This window comes from Arenimonas soli, assembly GCF_014643775.1.
GTDB classification, from domain to species: domain Bacteria; phylum Pseudomonadota; class Gammaproteobacteria; order Xanthomonadales; family Xanthomonadaceae; genus Arenimonas; species Arenimonas soli.
Genome location: NZ_BMKC01000003.1, coordinates 111,331 through 125,418, shown reverse-complemented (window position 1 = coordinate 125,418; position 14,088 = coordinate 111,331). Strand labels below are relative to the sequence as shown.

Here is a 14,088-nt window from a genome sequence, read left to right as displayed (position 1 = left end):
GCCGGCGATGCCTCACGCCGCCTGGCGCAGCTTCACCGCCGGGAAATCCACCGGCACGTCGAAGGCGATGTTGACGTAATTGGTGAACAGGTTCAGCGCCACGTGCGCCAGCAGTTCGACGATGGCTTCGTCGTCGAAGCCGACGTCGCGCAGCGCGGCGATGTCGGTGTCGCCGACGTCGGCGCGGCGGTCGACCACCTTCAGCGCGAAGGCCAGCGCGGCCGCGGTGGCGGGATCGCTGCTGCGACCGGCCTGGGCCTCGGCCATTTCCGCTTCGCTGGCGCCGGCGTTCTTGCCCAGCAGGGTGTGCGCGGCCAGGCAGTATTCGCAGCGGTTGCGGTCGGCGACGGCCACGGCCAGTTTTTCGGTGAGCCGGGCCGGCAGCCTGCCCTTGCCCAGGGCGCCGAAGCTGCCCCACATCGAGGCCAGCGCGGCCGGCGAATTGGCCACCGCCTTGAACATGTTCGGGGTGGCGCCGAAGGCCGACTGCACCTGGCCCAGCAGGGCCTGGCTGGCGGCGGGGGCGGAGGTGGCGGTTTGCAGGGGAATGCGGGACATGGGTGATTCCTTGGAAGGTTCGCGCCAATTGCGCCAGGCCATGATCGGGGGCAAGATCGGCCTGTAAGCCACGAATCGTCCCCGATTAACTACGGATCGTCCGGAATGCCCAGCCGCCGCAGCCTGCTCCGCTCCGCCCTGCTCACCCTGCCCCTGCTGCCTTTCACCCGCGCCTGGGCGCAGCTGCCCGACGACCCCGCCAAGGCCTTGCAGGCCCTTGAAGACCGCCACGGCGGCCACCTCGGCGTGACCGCGCTCGACACCGGCAATGGCCGGATGCTTTCGCACCGCGGCGGCGAACGTTTCGCGATGTGCAGCACCTTCAAGCTGCTGCTGGCGGCCCAGGTGCTGGCGGCGGTGGACGCCGGCAAGGAACGCCTGGACCGGCGCCTGACCTGGAGCCCGGACGAGGTGATTTCCTGGTCGCCGGTCGTCGACAAACACGACGGCAGGCAAGGGCTTGCCATCGAAACCCTTTGCGAAGCGACGATGACCCTCAGCGACAACACCGCCGCCAACCTGCTGCTGGCCGAACACGGCGGGCCGCGCGGCCTGACCGACTGGCTGCGCGGCATCGGCGACGCGGTGACGCGCCTGGACCGCAACGAACCCGGCCTCAACGAGGCCGCGCCCGGCGACCCGCGCGACACCACCACGCCCGCCGCGATGGTGGCGACCATGAAGACGCTGCTGCTGGGCGACACCCTGTCGCCGGCCTCGCGCACCCGGCTGACCGACTGGCTGCTGGCCAACCAGACCGGCGACAAGCGCCTGCGCGCCGGCCTGCCCGGCTGGCGCGTCGGCGACAAGACCGGCACCAACAACACCGGCAACGCCAACGACGTCGGCATCCTGTGGCCGCCCGGCGACCGGGCGCCGATCCTGGTGGCGGCGTATTACGTCCAATCCACCGGCACGCCCGCCGAACGCGACGCCGTGCTGGCCGACGTCGGCCGCGTGGCCGGCGCCTGGGCGCTGGCGGGCGGCTGAGCCGGCATGGACGGCAGCGCCGCGCCCGTTGACCGCCTGCAGGGGCTTCTGCAGCGCTTCAGCGTCAGCGCGCGCATGTTCCACAGCGGCCCGCTGTGCGGCATCAATCACTTCGACGACAACGGCCTGGGCCAGCTGCACCTGGTGCGCCGCGGCCCGCTGACGGTGCGGCACGCCGGCGAAGAACACCTGGTGCAGGAACCGAGCCTGCTGTTCTATCCGCGCCCGCTGCCGCACCGCTTCATCGCCGACGCCAGCACCGGCGCCGACATGGCCTGCGCCAACCTCGACTTCGGCGGTGGCGCGACCAACCCGATCACCCGTGCGTTGCCCGCCTTCGTGCAGCTGCCGCTGTCGGCGCTGCCCAGCGCCCTGCCGGTGCTCGACCTGCTGTTCGACGAAGCCTTCGCCCGGCGCTGCGGCCGGCAGGTGCTGGTGGACCGTTTGTTCGACGCGGTGCTGGTGCTGCTGCTTCGGCATCTGCTCGACAGCGGCCTGGTGCAAAGCGGGCCGCTGGCCGGGCTGGGCCACCCGCAGCTGGCCAAGGCACTGACGGCGATGCACGAAGCGCCGGCTACCGCGTGGACGCTCGAGTCCCTGGCCGCCGTCGCCGGCATGTCGCGCAGCCGGTTTGCCCAGGTGTTCGCCGACCGCGTGGGCACGCCGCCTTCGGCCTACCTGGCCGGCTACCGCATCACTTTGGCCCAGGACGCGCTGCGCCGCGGCGACAAGCTTGAACGCATCGCGCAGCAGGTGGGCTACGGGAGTGCAGCGGCGTTGTCGCGGGCATTCGCCTCCGTGTGCGGCCTGTCGCCGCGGCAGTGGCTGAAGTCGGTTTGAGGGCTGCGACGCCGCAGGGCGAGCGCTCAGAACTGCTCGACGCCCTGCGCGGCTTCGCGCTGTTCGGCGTGCTGCTGGTCAACCTGCGCAGCCTGAGCCTGTACGACCTGCTGCCGCGCGACGAACGCGCCGCCCTCGCCAGCGCCGGCATCGACGCCTGGCTGCAGCCATTCATGGCCGCGCTGGTGGACGGCACCTCGATCACGCTGTTTTCGCTGCTGTTCGGGGTGGGCTTCGCGCTACAGCAACGACGCGCCGCGGACGATGCCGCAGGCACGCGCCGCTACCTGCGCCGGCTGGCCTTGCTGTTCGGCTTCGGGCTGGTGCATGCCTACCTGTTCTGGTGGGGCGACATCCTGCGCTACTACGCCGTGCTGGGGCTGCTGCTGATTCCGCTGTCGCGCCTGCCCGACCGATGGCTGGCGGGACTGGGCGTGATCGTCTGCGTCGGGCTGCCGGTGTGGCTGCAGCCGGTGGTGCCCGGCCTGCTGCCGCCGCAGATAAGCAGCACCGACTCCGCCGCGCGGGCGCTGGCGGCGTTCCAGTCGGGCGATGTCGGCACGATGCTGGCGGGCAACCTCGAGCGCGACCTGCGCATGCGGATCGCCGTGTGGTTCCTGCCGGCCTACGTGCTGGGCCGGCTGATGATCGGCGCGGCCCTGGGCCGAAGCGGCGTGTTGCAGCACCCGGAACGGCACCTGCGCTTCTGGCGGCGACTGTTTGTCGCCATGTTGCTGATCGGCGGCGGCCTGACGGTGTTCTTCGCGCTGCGCTCGGCCGGCGTGTTCGGCGAGGCGCTGCCCTGGCTCGACAGCGGACCGGGAAAGATGGCGCTGCGCCTGGCACGGTTCGCCGCACCACTGGCGATGGGCCTGCTGTACCTGGCGGGCCTGGTGCTGCTGTTCCAGCGGCAGCGATGGCGGCGACCGATCGCGCTGCTGGCGCCGCTGGGCCGGATGGCGCTGACCCACTACATCGGCCAGACGATCATCGCCGTCGTACTCTTCTACGGCATCGGGCTTGGCCTGGGCGCCCGGTTCGGCCTGGTCGGCACCCTGGTCGCCAGCGTGTTTATCCTGGCGCTGCAGCTTGCGGCAAGCCGCTGGTGGCTGGCGCGGTTCCGCTTCGGCCCACTTGAGTGGCTGTGGCGGTCCCTGACCTACCTGCAGGTGCAGCCGATGCGGCGGCAAGCCGGCCACTGAACGATTACGCTCCTGCCCACCGATCAGTCGGAGACGCCCGTGACCTTCAAGTCCCTCTTCTTGCTTTTCCTGGCGGCCCTTTTCGCGGCCCCGGCACACGCCGATCCCCTGACGTCGCTGGCCCGCGAGATCGCCAGCGGCAAACACCCGCGCATCGACGGCATGGTGGTAATGCGTGATGGCCAGTTGCTGGCCGAAGGCTACGGCGAAAGCCTGCCGTCAAGCGGCCGCGACATTCGGTCGGCGACCAAGTCGATCACCGCGCTGCTGGTGGGCATCGCGATCGACCGCGGCCACATTCCGTCGGTTGAAACCCCCGTGCTGGAGCTGTTGCCGGAGCTGGCGCAGGCCTTCGCCGACGACCCCCGCAAGCAGCGCATGCGACTGCAGGACCTGCTGACCATGCGAAGTGGCCTCGACTGCAACGACTGGGTGCGCGACTCCCCGGGCCACGAAGACAAGATGTACCGCAAGCGCGACTGGCTCGCTTTCTGGGCCAGGCAGCCGATGCGGGACGAACCCGGCACGCGCTTCTCCTACTGCACCGGCAACGTCGTGGCCCTGGGTCGTATCCTGGCCAATGCCACCGGCGAGCCGGTGCCGGTGTTCGCCGCCAGGGGCCTGTTCGCGCCGCTTGGTATCGGCAACGCGACGTGGGAGACCTGGAACCGCGGACGCGATACCGATACCGGCGGCCATCTGGCCCTGCACCCCCGCGACCTGGCGCGGATCGGACAGATGGTGATCCAGCGCGGTGAATACGACGGCCAGCGCGTGGTCAGCGCGGCGTGGATAGAGGCCATGACGACCGAACACACCGCCGTACCCGACCGGCCGCAGCGATACGGTTACCTGTGGTGGCTCGACCGTGCACGCGGCCCGAAGCTGGGCGACCAGCCGGTCTGGATGGCCTGGGGCAACGGCGGCAACTATCTGTTTCTGTTCCCCGGGCTGGAAACAAGCGCTGCCTTCGCCGGCAGCCGCTACAACACGCCCGAAGCCAGCGAACCGATGCAATGGATGGGCACGCGCATCCTGCCCGTGCTCGTGCAGGACGCGGCGCGTGGGCTCAGCCCTGAGAACTGACCGTGACGATCAGACCCTTCCCCCGGCGCGCCCGGCCGCCTGCCCGTGCCGGCGCTGGTGTCGGCGCCGTTCAAAGGTAAGCACGAACAGCAGCAGGGAAACGCCGCAGGCCGTGGCCATGATCTGGCTGGCGGACCAGGCGTCGAACACGCTCCAGGCCAGCACCGCCACGTAGCTGGCCATCAGCGCGCCGTAGACGATGGCGTTGTGCACCAGGGCGCGGCGTTCGGCCGGGCTGCGGGCCTTGCGCAGGTAACCGCGCATTTCCCACACGCTGGCGGCAAGCACCAGGCCGATGGCGGCGAACAGGCCAGACAGCGTGCCCAGCGACAATTTCGCCGCGAAACCCGCGGCGCCCGATTTGGCGGCGCCGGTGCCGGCCACCGCTGCCGCCGCCGTCGCCGGCACCGACATCGCGATCGCCGTGCCGATAGTCGCGGTGAAGGCCACGCCCGGTGCGCTGCTGCGGGCCGCGTCGGCGAAACGCTTCAGCAGTTCGGCGCGCAGGCTGTCGCGGCCCCGCTGCAGGCGCTTGCGCACGGCGGCGTCGCTGATGCCCAGCAGCGCCGCCACCGACTGGCTGCGTTCGCCTTCGCGGTAATACAGCAGCAGCACGTCGCGGCTGGTTTCCGGAATTTCGTCCAGGGCGTCTGCCAGCTGCCTGGCCTCGTGCTCGCGGGCGAAGGTTTCAGCCGGGCCGTGCTGCGGGTCGCCGGCGACCTCGGCCAGGTAGTCCATCGGGTCCGCCGGTGTTTCCCGGTAGCGGCCCGCGCGCACGTGGTCGATGGCGCGGTTGCGCGCCACCTGCCGCAGCCAGGGCAGGAAGCTGCTGGCACTGCCAAGCTGGCCGATGCGCTGCCAGGCGGTGAGGAAGGTGTCCTGGGCGATGTCTTCGCTGGTCTGCAGGTCGCGCGTGATGGCCATGGCGACACTGGCGACCATGCGCTGGGTGGCGGAAACGAGACGGCCGTAGGCGACGGCGTCGCCGTTGCGGGCCGCCGGCAGGTCGCGTTCGATCAGGGTGTTGAGGACGTCGGGGGTCATGGCCGGGCTCGTTGGGTGGGTGTTGTAAACAACGAGCGATAGCGGGAAGTGTGACACGGCAAGCGCCCCCTCCCCAGCGTGGGCCTGTCAGCGGAAATGCGCGAACTCTTCGAGTTTCTTGCGGCGGATGTCGGGCACCTGGCAGCCCGGCGCGGGGTGGCCGACGACCAGCAGCAGGTAGGGCACTTCGTTGCGCGGCCGGTCCAGCAGTTCGTTGAGGAAGGCCATGGGGCTGGGCGTGTGCGTCAGCGTGGCCAGGCCGGCCTGGTGCAGGGCGGCGATGAGCATGCCGCAGGCGATGCCGGTGGATTCATGAGGGTAGTAGCGCTTGGCCTTGCGGCCATCCACTTCCGGGCCGGTGCGTTCGTAGAAGACCGCGACCAGCCAGGGCGCGATTTCCAGGAAAGGCTTGTGGTCGTCGGTGCCCAGCGGCGCCAGGGCTTCCAGCCATTCATCGGGGGCGCGGCGTTCGTAGAACTCGCGCTCCTCGGCTTCGGCGGCGAGGCGGATCTTGTGCTTGAGCGCCGGGTCCGACACCGCCACGAAGGACCAGGGCTGCTGGTTGGCACCGCTGGGCGCGGTGCCGGCGGCCTGCAGGCAGGCTTCGATGACTTCGCGCGGCACCGGCGTGGGCGCGAAGTCGCGCACCGTGCGGCGGCGCGCCATGTTTTCCGCGAATTCGCGGGTCCGCGCGAGACGCTGCTGGTCGTCCAGCGCGGGCGGCACAGGCAGCGGAACCATGGGCGCCTGGGACATGGGTTTTACCTCAGGGCAGGTCGCGGGCGGCGAGCTTGGCTTCGGCGATATCGAACAGGGCCCGGAAGCCAAAGCCCACGAGCGCCAGCAGTACGCCACCCACGGAGATCCCCAGGGCGCTCGGAATCATCAGCACGGCGCTGTACGACATCAGGCCAGCAGCGGCGATGGCCAGCCCAAGGAGCGTCATGGCCAGACCGGCAAAGATGAGGACGGAAGTCAGCAGTCGGGCGAAGCCGTATTTCATCATCGGGATCGGACCTGAAGTGGAAAGCCCCGATTCTAGCCTCGCGGGCGCACCGGTGGCTCCCCCGCCAACTACGCCTGAGCTGGACCAGGCAGCGTGGCAGCCAATTTTTCGTCCAGTTCACTGGCACGCACGCAGGCCGGGTGCGCGCAGACGCGGTCGATGTAGGCCATGAACACCGGCAGCTTGGGCACGATGCCGAAGTTGGTGGTCCACTTCAGCGCCGTGCCCCAGTGCAGGTCGGCGGCGGTGAGCGTGTCGCCCAGCAGGTAGTCGGCGCGCGCGAGCTGGTCGGCCAGGGTCTGGATGACGGTGTCGTAGTCGCGGTAGGGCGAGGTCGAGGGCTCGATCGGTTCGCGCTTGAAGGCGTGGTCGACCACCGCCGGTTCGAAGCAGGCCGCGTAATAGGCGAGCCAGCGCAGGTAGGGGCCGCGTTGCGGATGGTCGAAGGCCGGCGCCAGGCCGGCTTCCGGGAAACGGTCGGCCAGGTAAATGGTGATGGCCACCTGCTCGGTGACCACCGCGTCGCCGTGCACCAGGGTCGGCAGCTTGCCCAGCGGGTTGAGCGCCAGGAATTCCGGCGTGCGCGTTTCACCGGCCGTGAAATCGATCGTCTTGATGGCGTAGTCCACGCCCAGGGCTTCGAGCAGCACGCGGGTGCCGGCCGATCGGGACTTGGGGTTGTGGTACAGGGTGAGCGCGGGCGTGGTCATGGCGATTCCTCTGGTGGGCAGGTGGGGGAAAGCCTAGTCCTGATTGCGGACAGTTACTGTCCTCGATAGGCTGCCGGCGTGTTTTCGACCTCCGCCCGCCTGCTGCGCCTGGCCAGCCTGCTGCAATCGCGGCGGCATTGGTCGGGCGCGGCGCTGTCCGAAGAACTGGGCGTGGATGCGCGCACCGTGCGCCGCGACGTCGACCGCCTGCGCGAACTCGGCTACCCGGTGGAAGCCTCGTCCGGCGTCGGCGGCGGCTATGCGCTGGGCCGCGGCGCCGACCTGCCGCCGCTGGTGCTCGACGACGAGGAAGCCGTGGCCCTGGCCCTGGCGCTGCGCGCGGCCACCGCCTACGTCGGCGGTTTCGAAGAAACCTCGCTGCGACTGCTGGGCAAGCTGGACCAGATGATGCCCACGCGCCTGCGCCGCCGATCCAGCGCCCTGCATGCCGTCACGCTGTCCCTGCGCAACGCGCCGCCGCTGGTGCAGGCCGACCTGCTGCAGGAATTGGCCACGGCCTGCCGCGATGGCCGCAGCCTTTCGTTCGGCTATCGCAACCACGCCGGCGAAACGAGCCAGCGCCAGGTAGAACCCCAGCGCCTGGCGAACTACGGCCGCCGCTGGTACCTGCTGGCCTGGGACAAAACGCGCGAGGACTGGCGCAGCTTCCGCGTGGACCGCATCGAAGCGCCACCGCGGGTGGGCGGAACATTCGCCCCGCGCGCGGTGCCCGCAGACGTGGCGCAACGCCTCGAGCGCGGCATCGCCTATTCCCCCTTCAGCTGCCGCGCGACGCTGCGCCTGGAAGGCACAGTCGCCGAACTCGAAGCGGTGATGCCGCTGTGGTTCGGCATCCTGGAAGCGGAATCGGACACGCACAGCCTGCTGCGCGTCGGCGCCGACAGCCCCGAGACACTGGTGGCGCAGGTGCTGATGGTGGGGCGGCCGATGACGCTGGTGGATTGCACCGAGGACCCGGATGAAATCCAGCGGCTGCTGTCCCAGGCCGCGGCGGTGTTCGCCGCGCCCGCACCGGCCTGACCGCGCCGCTTCAACTCAGCGGTGCTGGTCCAGCAGGACCGGGTTGCCGTCGGGATCGACGACGATGCAGGAACCGGGCCCTGCGCCGGCTTCGTCCACTTCCTTGACCGGCGTGATGCCCCTGGCCTTGAGCTGGCGCTGCAGTTCGCGCACGTCGGTGAACGGGTCCACCGGCTGGCCGTTGTTGTCCCAGCCCGGATTGAAACAAAGCATGTTCTTCTCGAACATGCCCTGGAACAGGCCGATCACGGTGTCGCCGTTTTTCATGATCAGCCAGTTGTGCTGCATCTGGTCATGGAAGGCAGTGAAGCCCAGGGCTTCGTAGAAGGCCCGCGAGGCCTTGATGTCCTTGACGGCGAGGCTGACGGAAAAGTTGCCGAGGTTCATGGGGCGCTCCGGGCTGTGGCGGCGACCCATGCTAGCGCAGGGCTGGCTAAAGTTCCTCGGGTTTGAACCGGTAGGTCTGCGACCTGTGGCTTGAAGCGATCACCATGTCGTAGCCGTGGACGAAGGTGATCAGGATGACCTGCTTCTCGCGGGCCGGCGGATACTCTTCCAGCACCAGCCGGCCAATTTCCAGGGCCCGTTTTTCGTTGGCCACCCGCTTGTTGTCGATGACGAGGGTGACGGAGACATAGCCGCCAAAAACCGGGGCGCCATCGAGGTTGATATTGGTGCTGATGAAGGACCGCACGACATCGGGCTGGGCGCCGAGCGCTTCATTGGCTTCCAGCAGTGCCTCGAAGGTTGGCGTGCCAGCCAACTTCTGGCCCAGGAAAGGCGCAGCCGCCGAAAACAGGGCCACGAGACCCACCACGACCAGGTGCCCGCGCCAGATCGGCGCGACAGGGGGCACGCCGCCAGGCGGCACGCTGCGCACGACACAGGTTCCCGCCACGAGGTCGTGCAGCGACCGGCGGGATTTGCGGTTGAACACGAACAGATAGACGATCGCGAACATGCCGCCGAACAGCAGCACGCTGAGCACCACGCCAAAAAACGAAAACAGGGTCTGCTCGTCGAACGGCGCGCCATTGAGGAAAAACGGCAGCGAGAGCACCGCCTGGCGAAGCAGGGCGCGGGGAATGGAGATCGGGGCGCCCGAAAGGTCGGCCACGCGAATACCCAGCAGGTACTTGCCCGGGGTGCGGCCACCGGTAAGCCGGCTGTTGAGCAGGCCAAACGCCAGCGCGATCGCGAACCCCACGAAGCGCTCGTAGCCCCCCATGCCGGCAAGGACATCCCCGATCGCCAGGCCGACGAGCAGGCCGAACAAGCCAAGGACCAGGCCATCGATGAAAAAAGCACCCAGGCGGCGCCAGAAGCCGGCAAAAGCCGGCGCTGCGTTCAGCGCGGGCACTGCCGAATCGGGATAGGGGTGGTCGCTATCAGTCATGCCCTTGCCGTCGCGTTTTCAAGAGGCGCGACTATCGCCCACGCTTGCGGTGGGCGTCCAGCCGGTCAGGCTGCGGAGCCGCCGAGCAAAGCCCGGGCCACGACCTCCGGCGGCTTGCGCAGCAGCGAGGTATTTACCTGCAGCGGGAATTCGGCGACATCGTCGCGGTAGCCGGGCAGCAGCACGCCCCGTTTCGAGGCACGCTCGGACAGCGCCATCGAGGTAACCCCCTCGGCCTTGAGCAGGAAGGTGCTGGTGCCGTTGTCGAGCTTGCGGGCGGTGAAGCGGCCGCTGGCTTCAAGGATGGCGATGATCTGGTCGGCGGCTTGCCAGGCCTTGGCGTAGTCGGCTTCGTAATCGTCCAGGTACTGGTCGACGAAGGCGATGGACGGCCAGGCGGCCGGCAGCGCGCCGCCGAACATGCGGCGCGTGTGGTACAGGCCTTCGATGAAGCTGGCGTCGCCGGCGAGCATGGCGCCGGTGGCGCCGTTGAAGTGCTTCCACACCGACACGTACACCGTGTCGAACAGCGCCGCGTACTCCTTCACCGACCGTCCGGTGTGCTGGGGCAGGTTGAACAGCCGCGCGCCGTCCAGATGGCGGCGGATGCCCTGTTCGCGCGCCCAGTCGCACAGCCGCACCAGTTCGTCGAAATCGAAGAAGCGATGCTGCTGGCGGCGCACCGGGCTTTCGATGGACAGCACGCCGATGCGCGACTCGACGCGGCCGCCGGCGGTGCGTGCGGCCCAGGCCTTGGCCTCGTCCAGGGTAAAGCCGACTTCGCCCGGCGCCAGGGGCAGCAGGGTGAGGCTGCTCAGCGCCTGGGCGCCGTCGCCGGTGTCGTTGTAGAGGTGGCTTTCGGCCTGCACCAGCACGCGCGGGCTGTTGCCGGCCAGCTTGCGCACGGCCAGGTGGTTGGCCAGCGTGCCGGTGGGCAGGAAGATGGCGGCTTCCTTGCCCAGGCGGGCGGCGAACTTCGCCTCCAGCGCTTCGACGGCGCCACCGCGGGAATAGTTGTCGGGCGTGAAACCGGCGCGCCGGGTCGCCTGGTCCAGCAGCACCGCGTACTCGCGCGGGGTCAGCGCCAGGCCGTCGGAGTAGAAGTTCACGTTCTGGAACAGATCTTCGGACGGCGTTGCCGCCGTCGAGGCCGAGACCGACGCCGGCAACAGGGTGGAAGCCGTGGCCAGCGCGCCGGTGGCGAGGAAATGACGACGATCCATGCAGTGCTCCGGCGTGTTCCGTCGCCCCAGTGGCGGCGTTCATTGCAGCCTCAGCATGCCGGGCGCTATGTGGGACGGTCAATGCGGGTTCCTGCGCCTGCGCGCCCGCATGACCCCACCAAAACAAGAAGGAGCACTCCCATGAAAATCATCATCGTGCTGATGCTGGCCGCCGGTCTTGCCGCCTGTGGCAGCTATGGTTCCCGCGGCGGCTACTACGGCTCGGCCAAGGCCGGCGGCGACACGGTCACCGTTTGCCACAAGGGCAAGAAGACCATGGAACTGCCCCGCTCCGCGCTGGACGCGCACCTGGGCCACGGCGACCGTCGCGGTCGTTGCTGAGCAAGCGTTTCTGAGAACCCGGTTCCGGTAACAGGCCGGGCCGCTGCCGTTCGCCTTCACCGGCGGTGGCGGGCCCGGCATACTCGGCGCTCGACCACGCGTTGAAGGCGGACCGGTGATGCTGAGCAAGACCCTCGTTTTCCTGGGCCTCGGCCTGGCTAGTGCAACGTCCTGCGTGGCCACGGCACACGCCGCCGCGCCGGCAATGCCCGCTGAAGCGCGGGCAACGCTGAGTGAAGCCATCGCCGCCGACCACGACCAGGCGCTGAGCCGCCTGCGCGAGTGGATCGCGCTGCCTTCGATCAACGCCGAAAAGTTGAACCGCCAGGAAGGCGCCGAGCTGATGCAGCGCATGCTGCTCGATGCGGGCTTCGACACGGCGCGCATCATTCCGACCGATGGGGCGCCCGGCGTTTTCGGCCGGCTCGACGCCGGCGCGCCGACGACGCTGGCCGTGTACTTCATGTACGACGTGAAGCAGTTCGAAGCACACGAGTGGAGCCAGCCCCCGCTCGAGGGCCGGCTGGTGGAACGCGACGGCAAGACGGTGATGATCGGCCGAGGCGCGATCAACCAGAAGGGCCCCGAGGCCACCCTGCTGACGGCGATCCGGGCCTTCAAGACGACGGGCACGCCGCTGCCGGTCAACATCGTGCTGGTGGCCGAGGGCGAAGAGGAAACGGGGTCCGAGAATTTTGGGCAGATCACCGGCGACCCCGAGGTCGCCAAGGCCCTTGCCGACGCCGTGGGCGTCATCCTTCCGGTCGCCTGGCAGGGCAACGACGGCGGCGTCGAGATCTACCTGGGCGCCAAGGGCGTGGCGGAAGTGCAGCTGGTGGCCGACGGCGCCAAGTCGGGCCGTGGCCCCGGCATGGAAATCCACTCCTCCCTGGGTGCGTCGGTGGAGAACCCGGCCTGGCGCCTGGTGAAAGCGCTGGACACCCTCGTCGCCGACGACGGCTACACGCCGGCCATTGATGGCTGGATGGACGACGTGCGGCCGCTGTCGGACGAACAGATCGCCCTGATCGAGTCGGGCATCCGGCCGGGCGCGGAGGCCGCGGCCAAGAAAGAGCTGAAGGTACAGGGCTGGATCGCCGGCGAGGATTACCGCAGCAGCCTGGTGCGCCTGGCCTCGCAGCCCACGGTGACCATCCAGGGCCTGGTGGGCGGCTACACCGGCCCGGGTGGCAAGACCTCGATTCCCTCGCGCGCCGAGGCAAAGCTCGATTTCCGGCTGGTGCCCGACATGCAGGCCGACGAGGTGGTGTCGAAGCTGCGGGCGCACCTGGACAAGCGCGGCTTCACCGACATTCAGATCGTGACCGGCGGCATCTACGGCCCCACCGAAACATCGCGCGACGCCGCCATCGTCAGGGCGCTGGAAAAAGCGCTGGCCGGCGCCGACGTACCGCACACCCTGACCCCGCGCCTGGCCGGTTCCTGGCCCGGCTACCGCTTCACCGACCCACCGGTGTCGCTGCCGGCGGTGTTCGTCGGCATCGGCCAGGGCGGCCAGGCGCATGCGCCGGATGAGTGGTACCTGATTGATGCCGAGGATCCGAAGCTCGCGGGCATCGACCGGCAGGCGCTGTTCTTCGCGGAGTTCCTTTACGCGCTGGCCAATACCAAGCCCTGAGCGCCGGGCCGCGGCCACTATGGCCAAGAGGCAGGCAGGCTGCGGGCAGTCGGGTCACTCCACTGCCCGGCCGCTGCAGCTCAGTCCGTGATGCTGGCGAGCAATTCCCTGGATTTCTCGTCGCCCTGGGAAGCGGCCGCTTCCAGCAGGCGGCGCGCTTCGGCGCGGTCGCCTTCGCCGTTGCGATCGAGCCGCATGAGCGCAGCGTTGTAGCCGCCAATCACGTCGCCGTGGCTGGCCGCCAGCTCGAAGCCCGCCAGCGCCTTTTCCCGGCAAAGGTAGAAGACGTCCCAGCCGATCGCGGCATGCAGCAGGAGTTCTTTATCCCCCGCCGCAATGAATCGTTGCTCCAGTCCCGCGGCCCATCCGTAGGCCAGTGGCACCAGCACCTCTTCGCCTTCGGCGACTTCGTAGTAGCCGCCGCCATTGCGGATGGTGTGGGTCTGGCGGGTCAAGCGGGTTGACCCGTCGGCGGACAGCCACAGGAAACCATCCGCGCCAAGCACTGGCAGATCACCCAGCGCAGTGGACACCTGCTGGGCCAGGGAATCATCGCCGGCGCCGGTCCAGGAACCCAGCAGCACCACCTTTTCCGTCTCCGCGGTGACGTGCGACCGAATCGCGGCGACCAGTTCTTCGACGCGCATCATGCGGCCATCGGGGCCGTACAGGTGCCAGGGGCTGGAGGCCAGCGCGATCGTGATCTCCGAGTCTGAGTCCGGATATGCCTCGACATACGTGCGGACCGCGCGGCTCGAAGGGATGCACTGCTGCTTGTCCGGATCGCAGCCTTTGACCACGGCCGTGCCGGAGAGGTCCAGGCCAGAGTCACAAGCCATGGCTGGGCTCGAAAAGACCAGGAAAAGAGAGACGGCAAGCGGGAAGGAGCGAGGCATTTGAGGAGTCCAAGGCGGCCCGCCTCAGGATGCCCCGCAGGGTTGAGCACTGCAACGATGGCCCCGCCCCTGAGAAAAAGTCCCGGCCGGTTCCACCCACCTGCTACGTTGCCCC

Annotated in this window: 16 protein-coding genes; 7 read left to right on the top strand and 9 right to left on the bottom strand. The window is 69.0% G+C overall.

Translation table 11 applies throughout. The features are described 5' to 3' along the window. Window positions 1-12: 12 nt before the first annotated feature. The gene (locus IEX13_RS11180; RefSeq protein ID WP_188664209.1) at window positions 13-558 is read right to left on the bottom strand and encodes a carboxymuconolactone decarboxylase family protein; all 546 of its coding nucleotides are present in this window, start codon (window positions 556-558) and stop codon (window positions 13-15) included. A 105-nt stretch (window positions 559-663) separates the two neighbouring features. Between IEX13_RS11180 and bla the strand changes: the two genes are divergently transcribed. Genes bla through IEX13_RS11160 form a run of 4 tightly spaced genes read left to right on the top strand, consistent with a single transcriptional unit; the run spans window position 664 to window position 4,676 of the window. Further along, a complete protein-coding gene (gene bla, locus IEX13_RS11175) occupies window positions 664-1,548 on the top strand; it encodes a class A beta-lactamase (RefSeq protein WP_188664207.1) in 885 nt (294 codons plus the stop codon). A gap of 6 nt (window positions 1,549-1,554) precedes the next feature. Further along, window positions 1,555-2,388 carry an AraC family transcriptional regulator gene (locus IEX13_RS11170; protein ID WP_188664205.1) on the top strand — a complete coding sequence of 278 codons (834 nt, stop codon included), beginning with the start codon at window positions 1,555-1,557 and terminating at the stop codon, window positions 2,386-2,388. Next, window positions 2,385-3,590 (top strand): DUF418 domain-containing protein, encoded by a 1,206-nt coding sequence (locus IEX13_RS11165; protein ID WP_188664203.1) that lies wholly within the window; start codon window positions 2,385-2,387, stop codon window positions 3,588-3,590. The genes IEX13_RS11170 and IEX13_RS11165 overlap by 4 nt, the downstream gene beginning before the upstream one ends. A 39-nt stretch (window positions 3,591-3,629) precedes the next feature. Next, complete coding sequence (locus IEX13_RS11160) at window positions 3,630-4,676, top strand: serine hydrolase domain-containing protein (RefSeq protein ID WP_188664201.1); 1,047 nt, start codon at window positions 3,630-3,632, stop codon at window positions 4,674-4,676. A gap of 9 nt (window positions 4,677-4,685) precedes the next feature. On the opposite strand, the gene IEX13_RS11155 is transcribed toward IEX13_RS11160, so the two are convergent. The 4 genes from IEX13_RS11155 to IEX13_RS11140 form a co-directional block, all read right to left on the bottom strand. After that, the gene (locus tag IEX13_RS11155; protein ID WP_188664200.1) at window positions 4,686-5,720 is read right to left on the bottom strand and encodes an RNA polymerase sigma factor; all 1,035 of its coding nucleotides are present in this window, start codon (window positions 5,718-5,720) and stop codon (window positions 4,686-4,688) included. 87 nt (window positions 5,721-5,807) lie between these two features. Next, the gene (locus IEX13_RS11150) at window positions 5,808-6,476 is read right to left on the bottom strand and encodes a nitroreductase family protein (protein WP_188664198.1); all 669 of its coding nucleotides are present in this window, start codon (window positions 6,474-6,476) and stop codon (window positions 5,808-5,810) included. Window positions 6,477-6,486: 10 nt separating this feature from the next. Continuing rightward, entirely contained in the window at window positions 6,487-6,723 is a 237-nt protein-coding gene (locus tag IEX13_RS11145) for a hypothetical protein (RefSeq protein ID WP_188664196.1), read from the bottom strand. A 71-nt stretch (window positions 6,724-6,794) separates the two neighbouring features. Beyond that, entirely contained in the window at window positions 6,795-7,436 is a 642-nt protein-coding gene (locus IEX13_RS11140) for a glutathione S-transferase family protein (protein ID WP_188664194.1), read from the bottom strand. 78 nt (window positions 7,437-7,514) lie between these two features. On the opposite strand from IEX13_RS11140, the gene IEX13_RS11135 reads away from it, so the two are divergent. After that, entirely contained in the window at window positions 7,515-8,477 is a 963-nt protein-coding gene (locus IEX13_RS11135; protein ID WP_188664192.1) for a helix-turn-helix transcriptional regulator, read from the top strand. A 15-nt stretch (window positions 8,478-8,492) separates the two neighbouring features. Here the strand turns inward: IEX13_RS11135 and IEX13_RS11130 are convergent, their stop codons facing one another. The 3 genes from IEX13_RS11130 to IEX13_RS11120 all read right to left on the bottom strand — a co-directional run bounded on the left by IEX13_RS11130 (window position 8,493) and on the right by IEX13_RS11120 (window position 11,096). Then, window positions 8,493-8,864: a VOC family protein gene (locus IEX13_RS11130; RefSeq protein WP_188664190.1), complete on the bottom strand. Its 372-nt coding sequence runs from the start codon at window positions 8,862-8,864 to the stop codon at window positions 8,493-8,495. A 46-nt stretch (window positions 8,865-8,910) separates the two neighbouring features. Continuing rightward, on the bottom strand, window positions 8,911-9,873 hold the full coding sequence (locus tag IEX13_RS11125; RefSeq protein ID WP_188664188.1) for an RDD family protein: 963 nt from the start codon (window positions 9,871-9,873) through the stop codon (window positions 8,911-8,913). A gap of 65 nt (window positions 9,874-9,938) precedes the next feature. Continuing rightward, window positions 9,939-11,096, bottom strand: coding sequence for a threonine aldolase family protein (locus IEX13_RS11120; RefSeq protein ID WP_188664186.1), 1,158 nt, complete (start codon window positions 11,094-11,096; stop codon window positions 9,939-9,941). A gap of 141 nt (window positions 11,097-11,237) precedes the next feature. On the opposite strand from IEX13_RS11120, the gene IEX13_RS11115 reads away from it, so the two are divergent. Together IEX13_RS11115 and IEX13_RS11110 are read left to right on the top strand one after the other, a co-directional pair. Beyond that, window positions 11,238-11,438 carry a hypothetical protein gene (locus IEX13_RS11115; RefSeq protein ID WP_188664184.1) on the top strand — a complete coding sequence of 67 codons (201 nt, stop codon included), beginning with the start codon at window positions 11,238-11,240 and terminating at the stop codon, window positions 11,436-11,438. Between the two features lie 118 nt (window positions 11,439-11,556). Beyond that, a complete protein-coding gene (locus tag IEX13_RS11110) occupies window positions 11,557-13,077 on the top strand; it encodes a M20/M25/M40 family metallo-hydrolase (RefSeq protein ID WP_188664182.1) in 1,521 nt (506 codons plus the stop codon). 80 nt (window positions 13,078-13,157) lie between these two features. Here the strand turns inward: IEX13_RS11110 and IEX13_RS11105 are convergent, their stop codons facing one another. Further along, the gene (locus IEX13_RS11105) at window positions 13,158-13,973 is read right to left on the bottom strand and encodes a sel1 repeat family protein (protein WP_188664180.1); all 816 of its coding nucleotides are present in this window, start codon (window positions 13,971-13,973) and stop codon (window positions 13,158-13,160) included. Window positions 13,974-14,088: the final 115 nt, after the last annotated feature.

Excerpts from the sequence above, each read along its gene's own strand:
- IEX13_RS11180 (WP_188664209.1), bottom strand. The coding sequence starts at position 558 with ATGTCCCGCATTCCCCTGCAAACCGCCACCTCCGCCCCCGCCGCCAGC.
- bla (WP_188664207.1), top strand. The coding sequence starts at position 664 with ATGCCCAGCCGCCGCAGCCTGCTCCGCTCCGCCCTGCTCACCCTGCCC.
- IEX13_RS11170 (WP_188664205.1), top strand. The coding sequence starts at position 1,555 with ATGGACGGCAGCGCCGCGCCCGTTGACCGCCTGCAGGGGCTTCTGCAG.
- IEX13_RS11155 (WP_188664200.1), bottom strand. The coding sequence starts at position 5,720 with ATGACCCCCGACGTCCTCAACACCCTGATCGAACGCGACCTGCCGGCG.
- IEX13_RS11150 (WP_188664198.1), bottom strand. The coding sequence starts at position 6,476 with ATGTCCCAGGCGCCCATGGTTCCGCTGCCTGTGCCGCCCGCGCTGGAC.
- IEX13_RS11145 (WP_188664196.1), bottom strand. The coding sequence starts at position 6,723 with ATGAAATACGGCTTCGCCCGACTGCTGACTTCCGTCCTCATCTTTGCC.
- IEX13_RS11140 (WP_188664194.1), bottom strand. The coding sequence starts at position 7,436 with ATGACCACGCCCGCGCTCACCCTGTACCACAACCCCAAGTCCCGATCG.
- IEX13_RS11130 (WP_188664190.1), bottom strand. The coding sequence starts at position 8,864 with ATGAACCTCGGCAACTTTTCCGTCAGCCTCGCCGTCAAGGACATCAAG.
- IEX13_RS11125 (WP_188664188.1), bottom strand. The coding sequence starts at position 9,873 with ATGACTGATAGCGACCACCCCTATCCCGATTCGGCAGTGCCCGCGCTG.
- IEX13_RS11120 (WP_188664186.1), bottom strand. The coding sequence starts at position 11,096 with ATGGATCGTCGTCATTTCCTCGCCACCGGCGCGCTGGCCACGGCTTCC.
- IEX13_RS11115 (WP_188664184.1), top strand. The coding sequence starts at position 11,238 with ATGAAAATCATCATCGTGCTGATGCTGGCCGCCGGTCTTGCCGCCTGT.
- IEX13_RS11110 (WP_188664182.1), top strand. The coding sequence starts at position 11,557 with ATGCTGAGCAAGACCCTCGTTTTCCTGGGCCTCGGCCTGGCTAGTGCA.
- IEX13_RS11105 (WP_188664180.1), bottom strand. The coding sequence starts at position 13,973 with ATGCCTCGCTCCTTCCCGCTTGCCGTCTCTCTTTTCCTGGTCTTTTCG.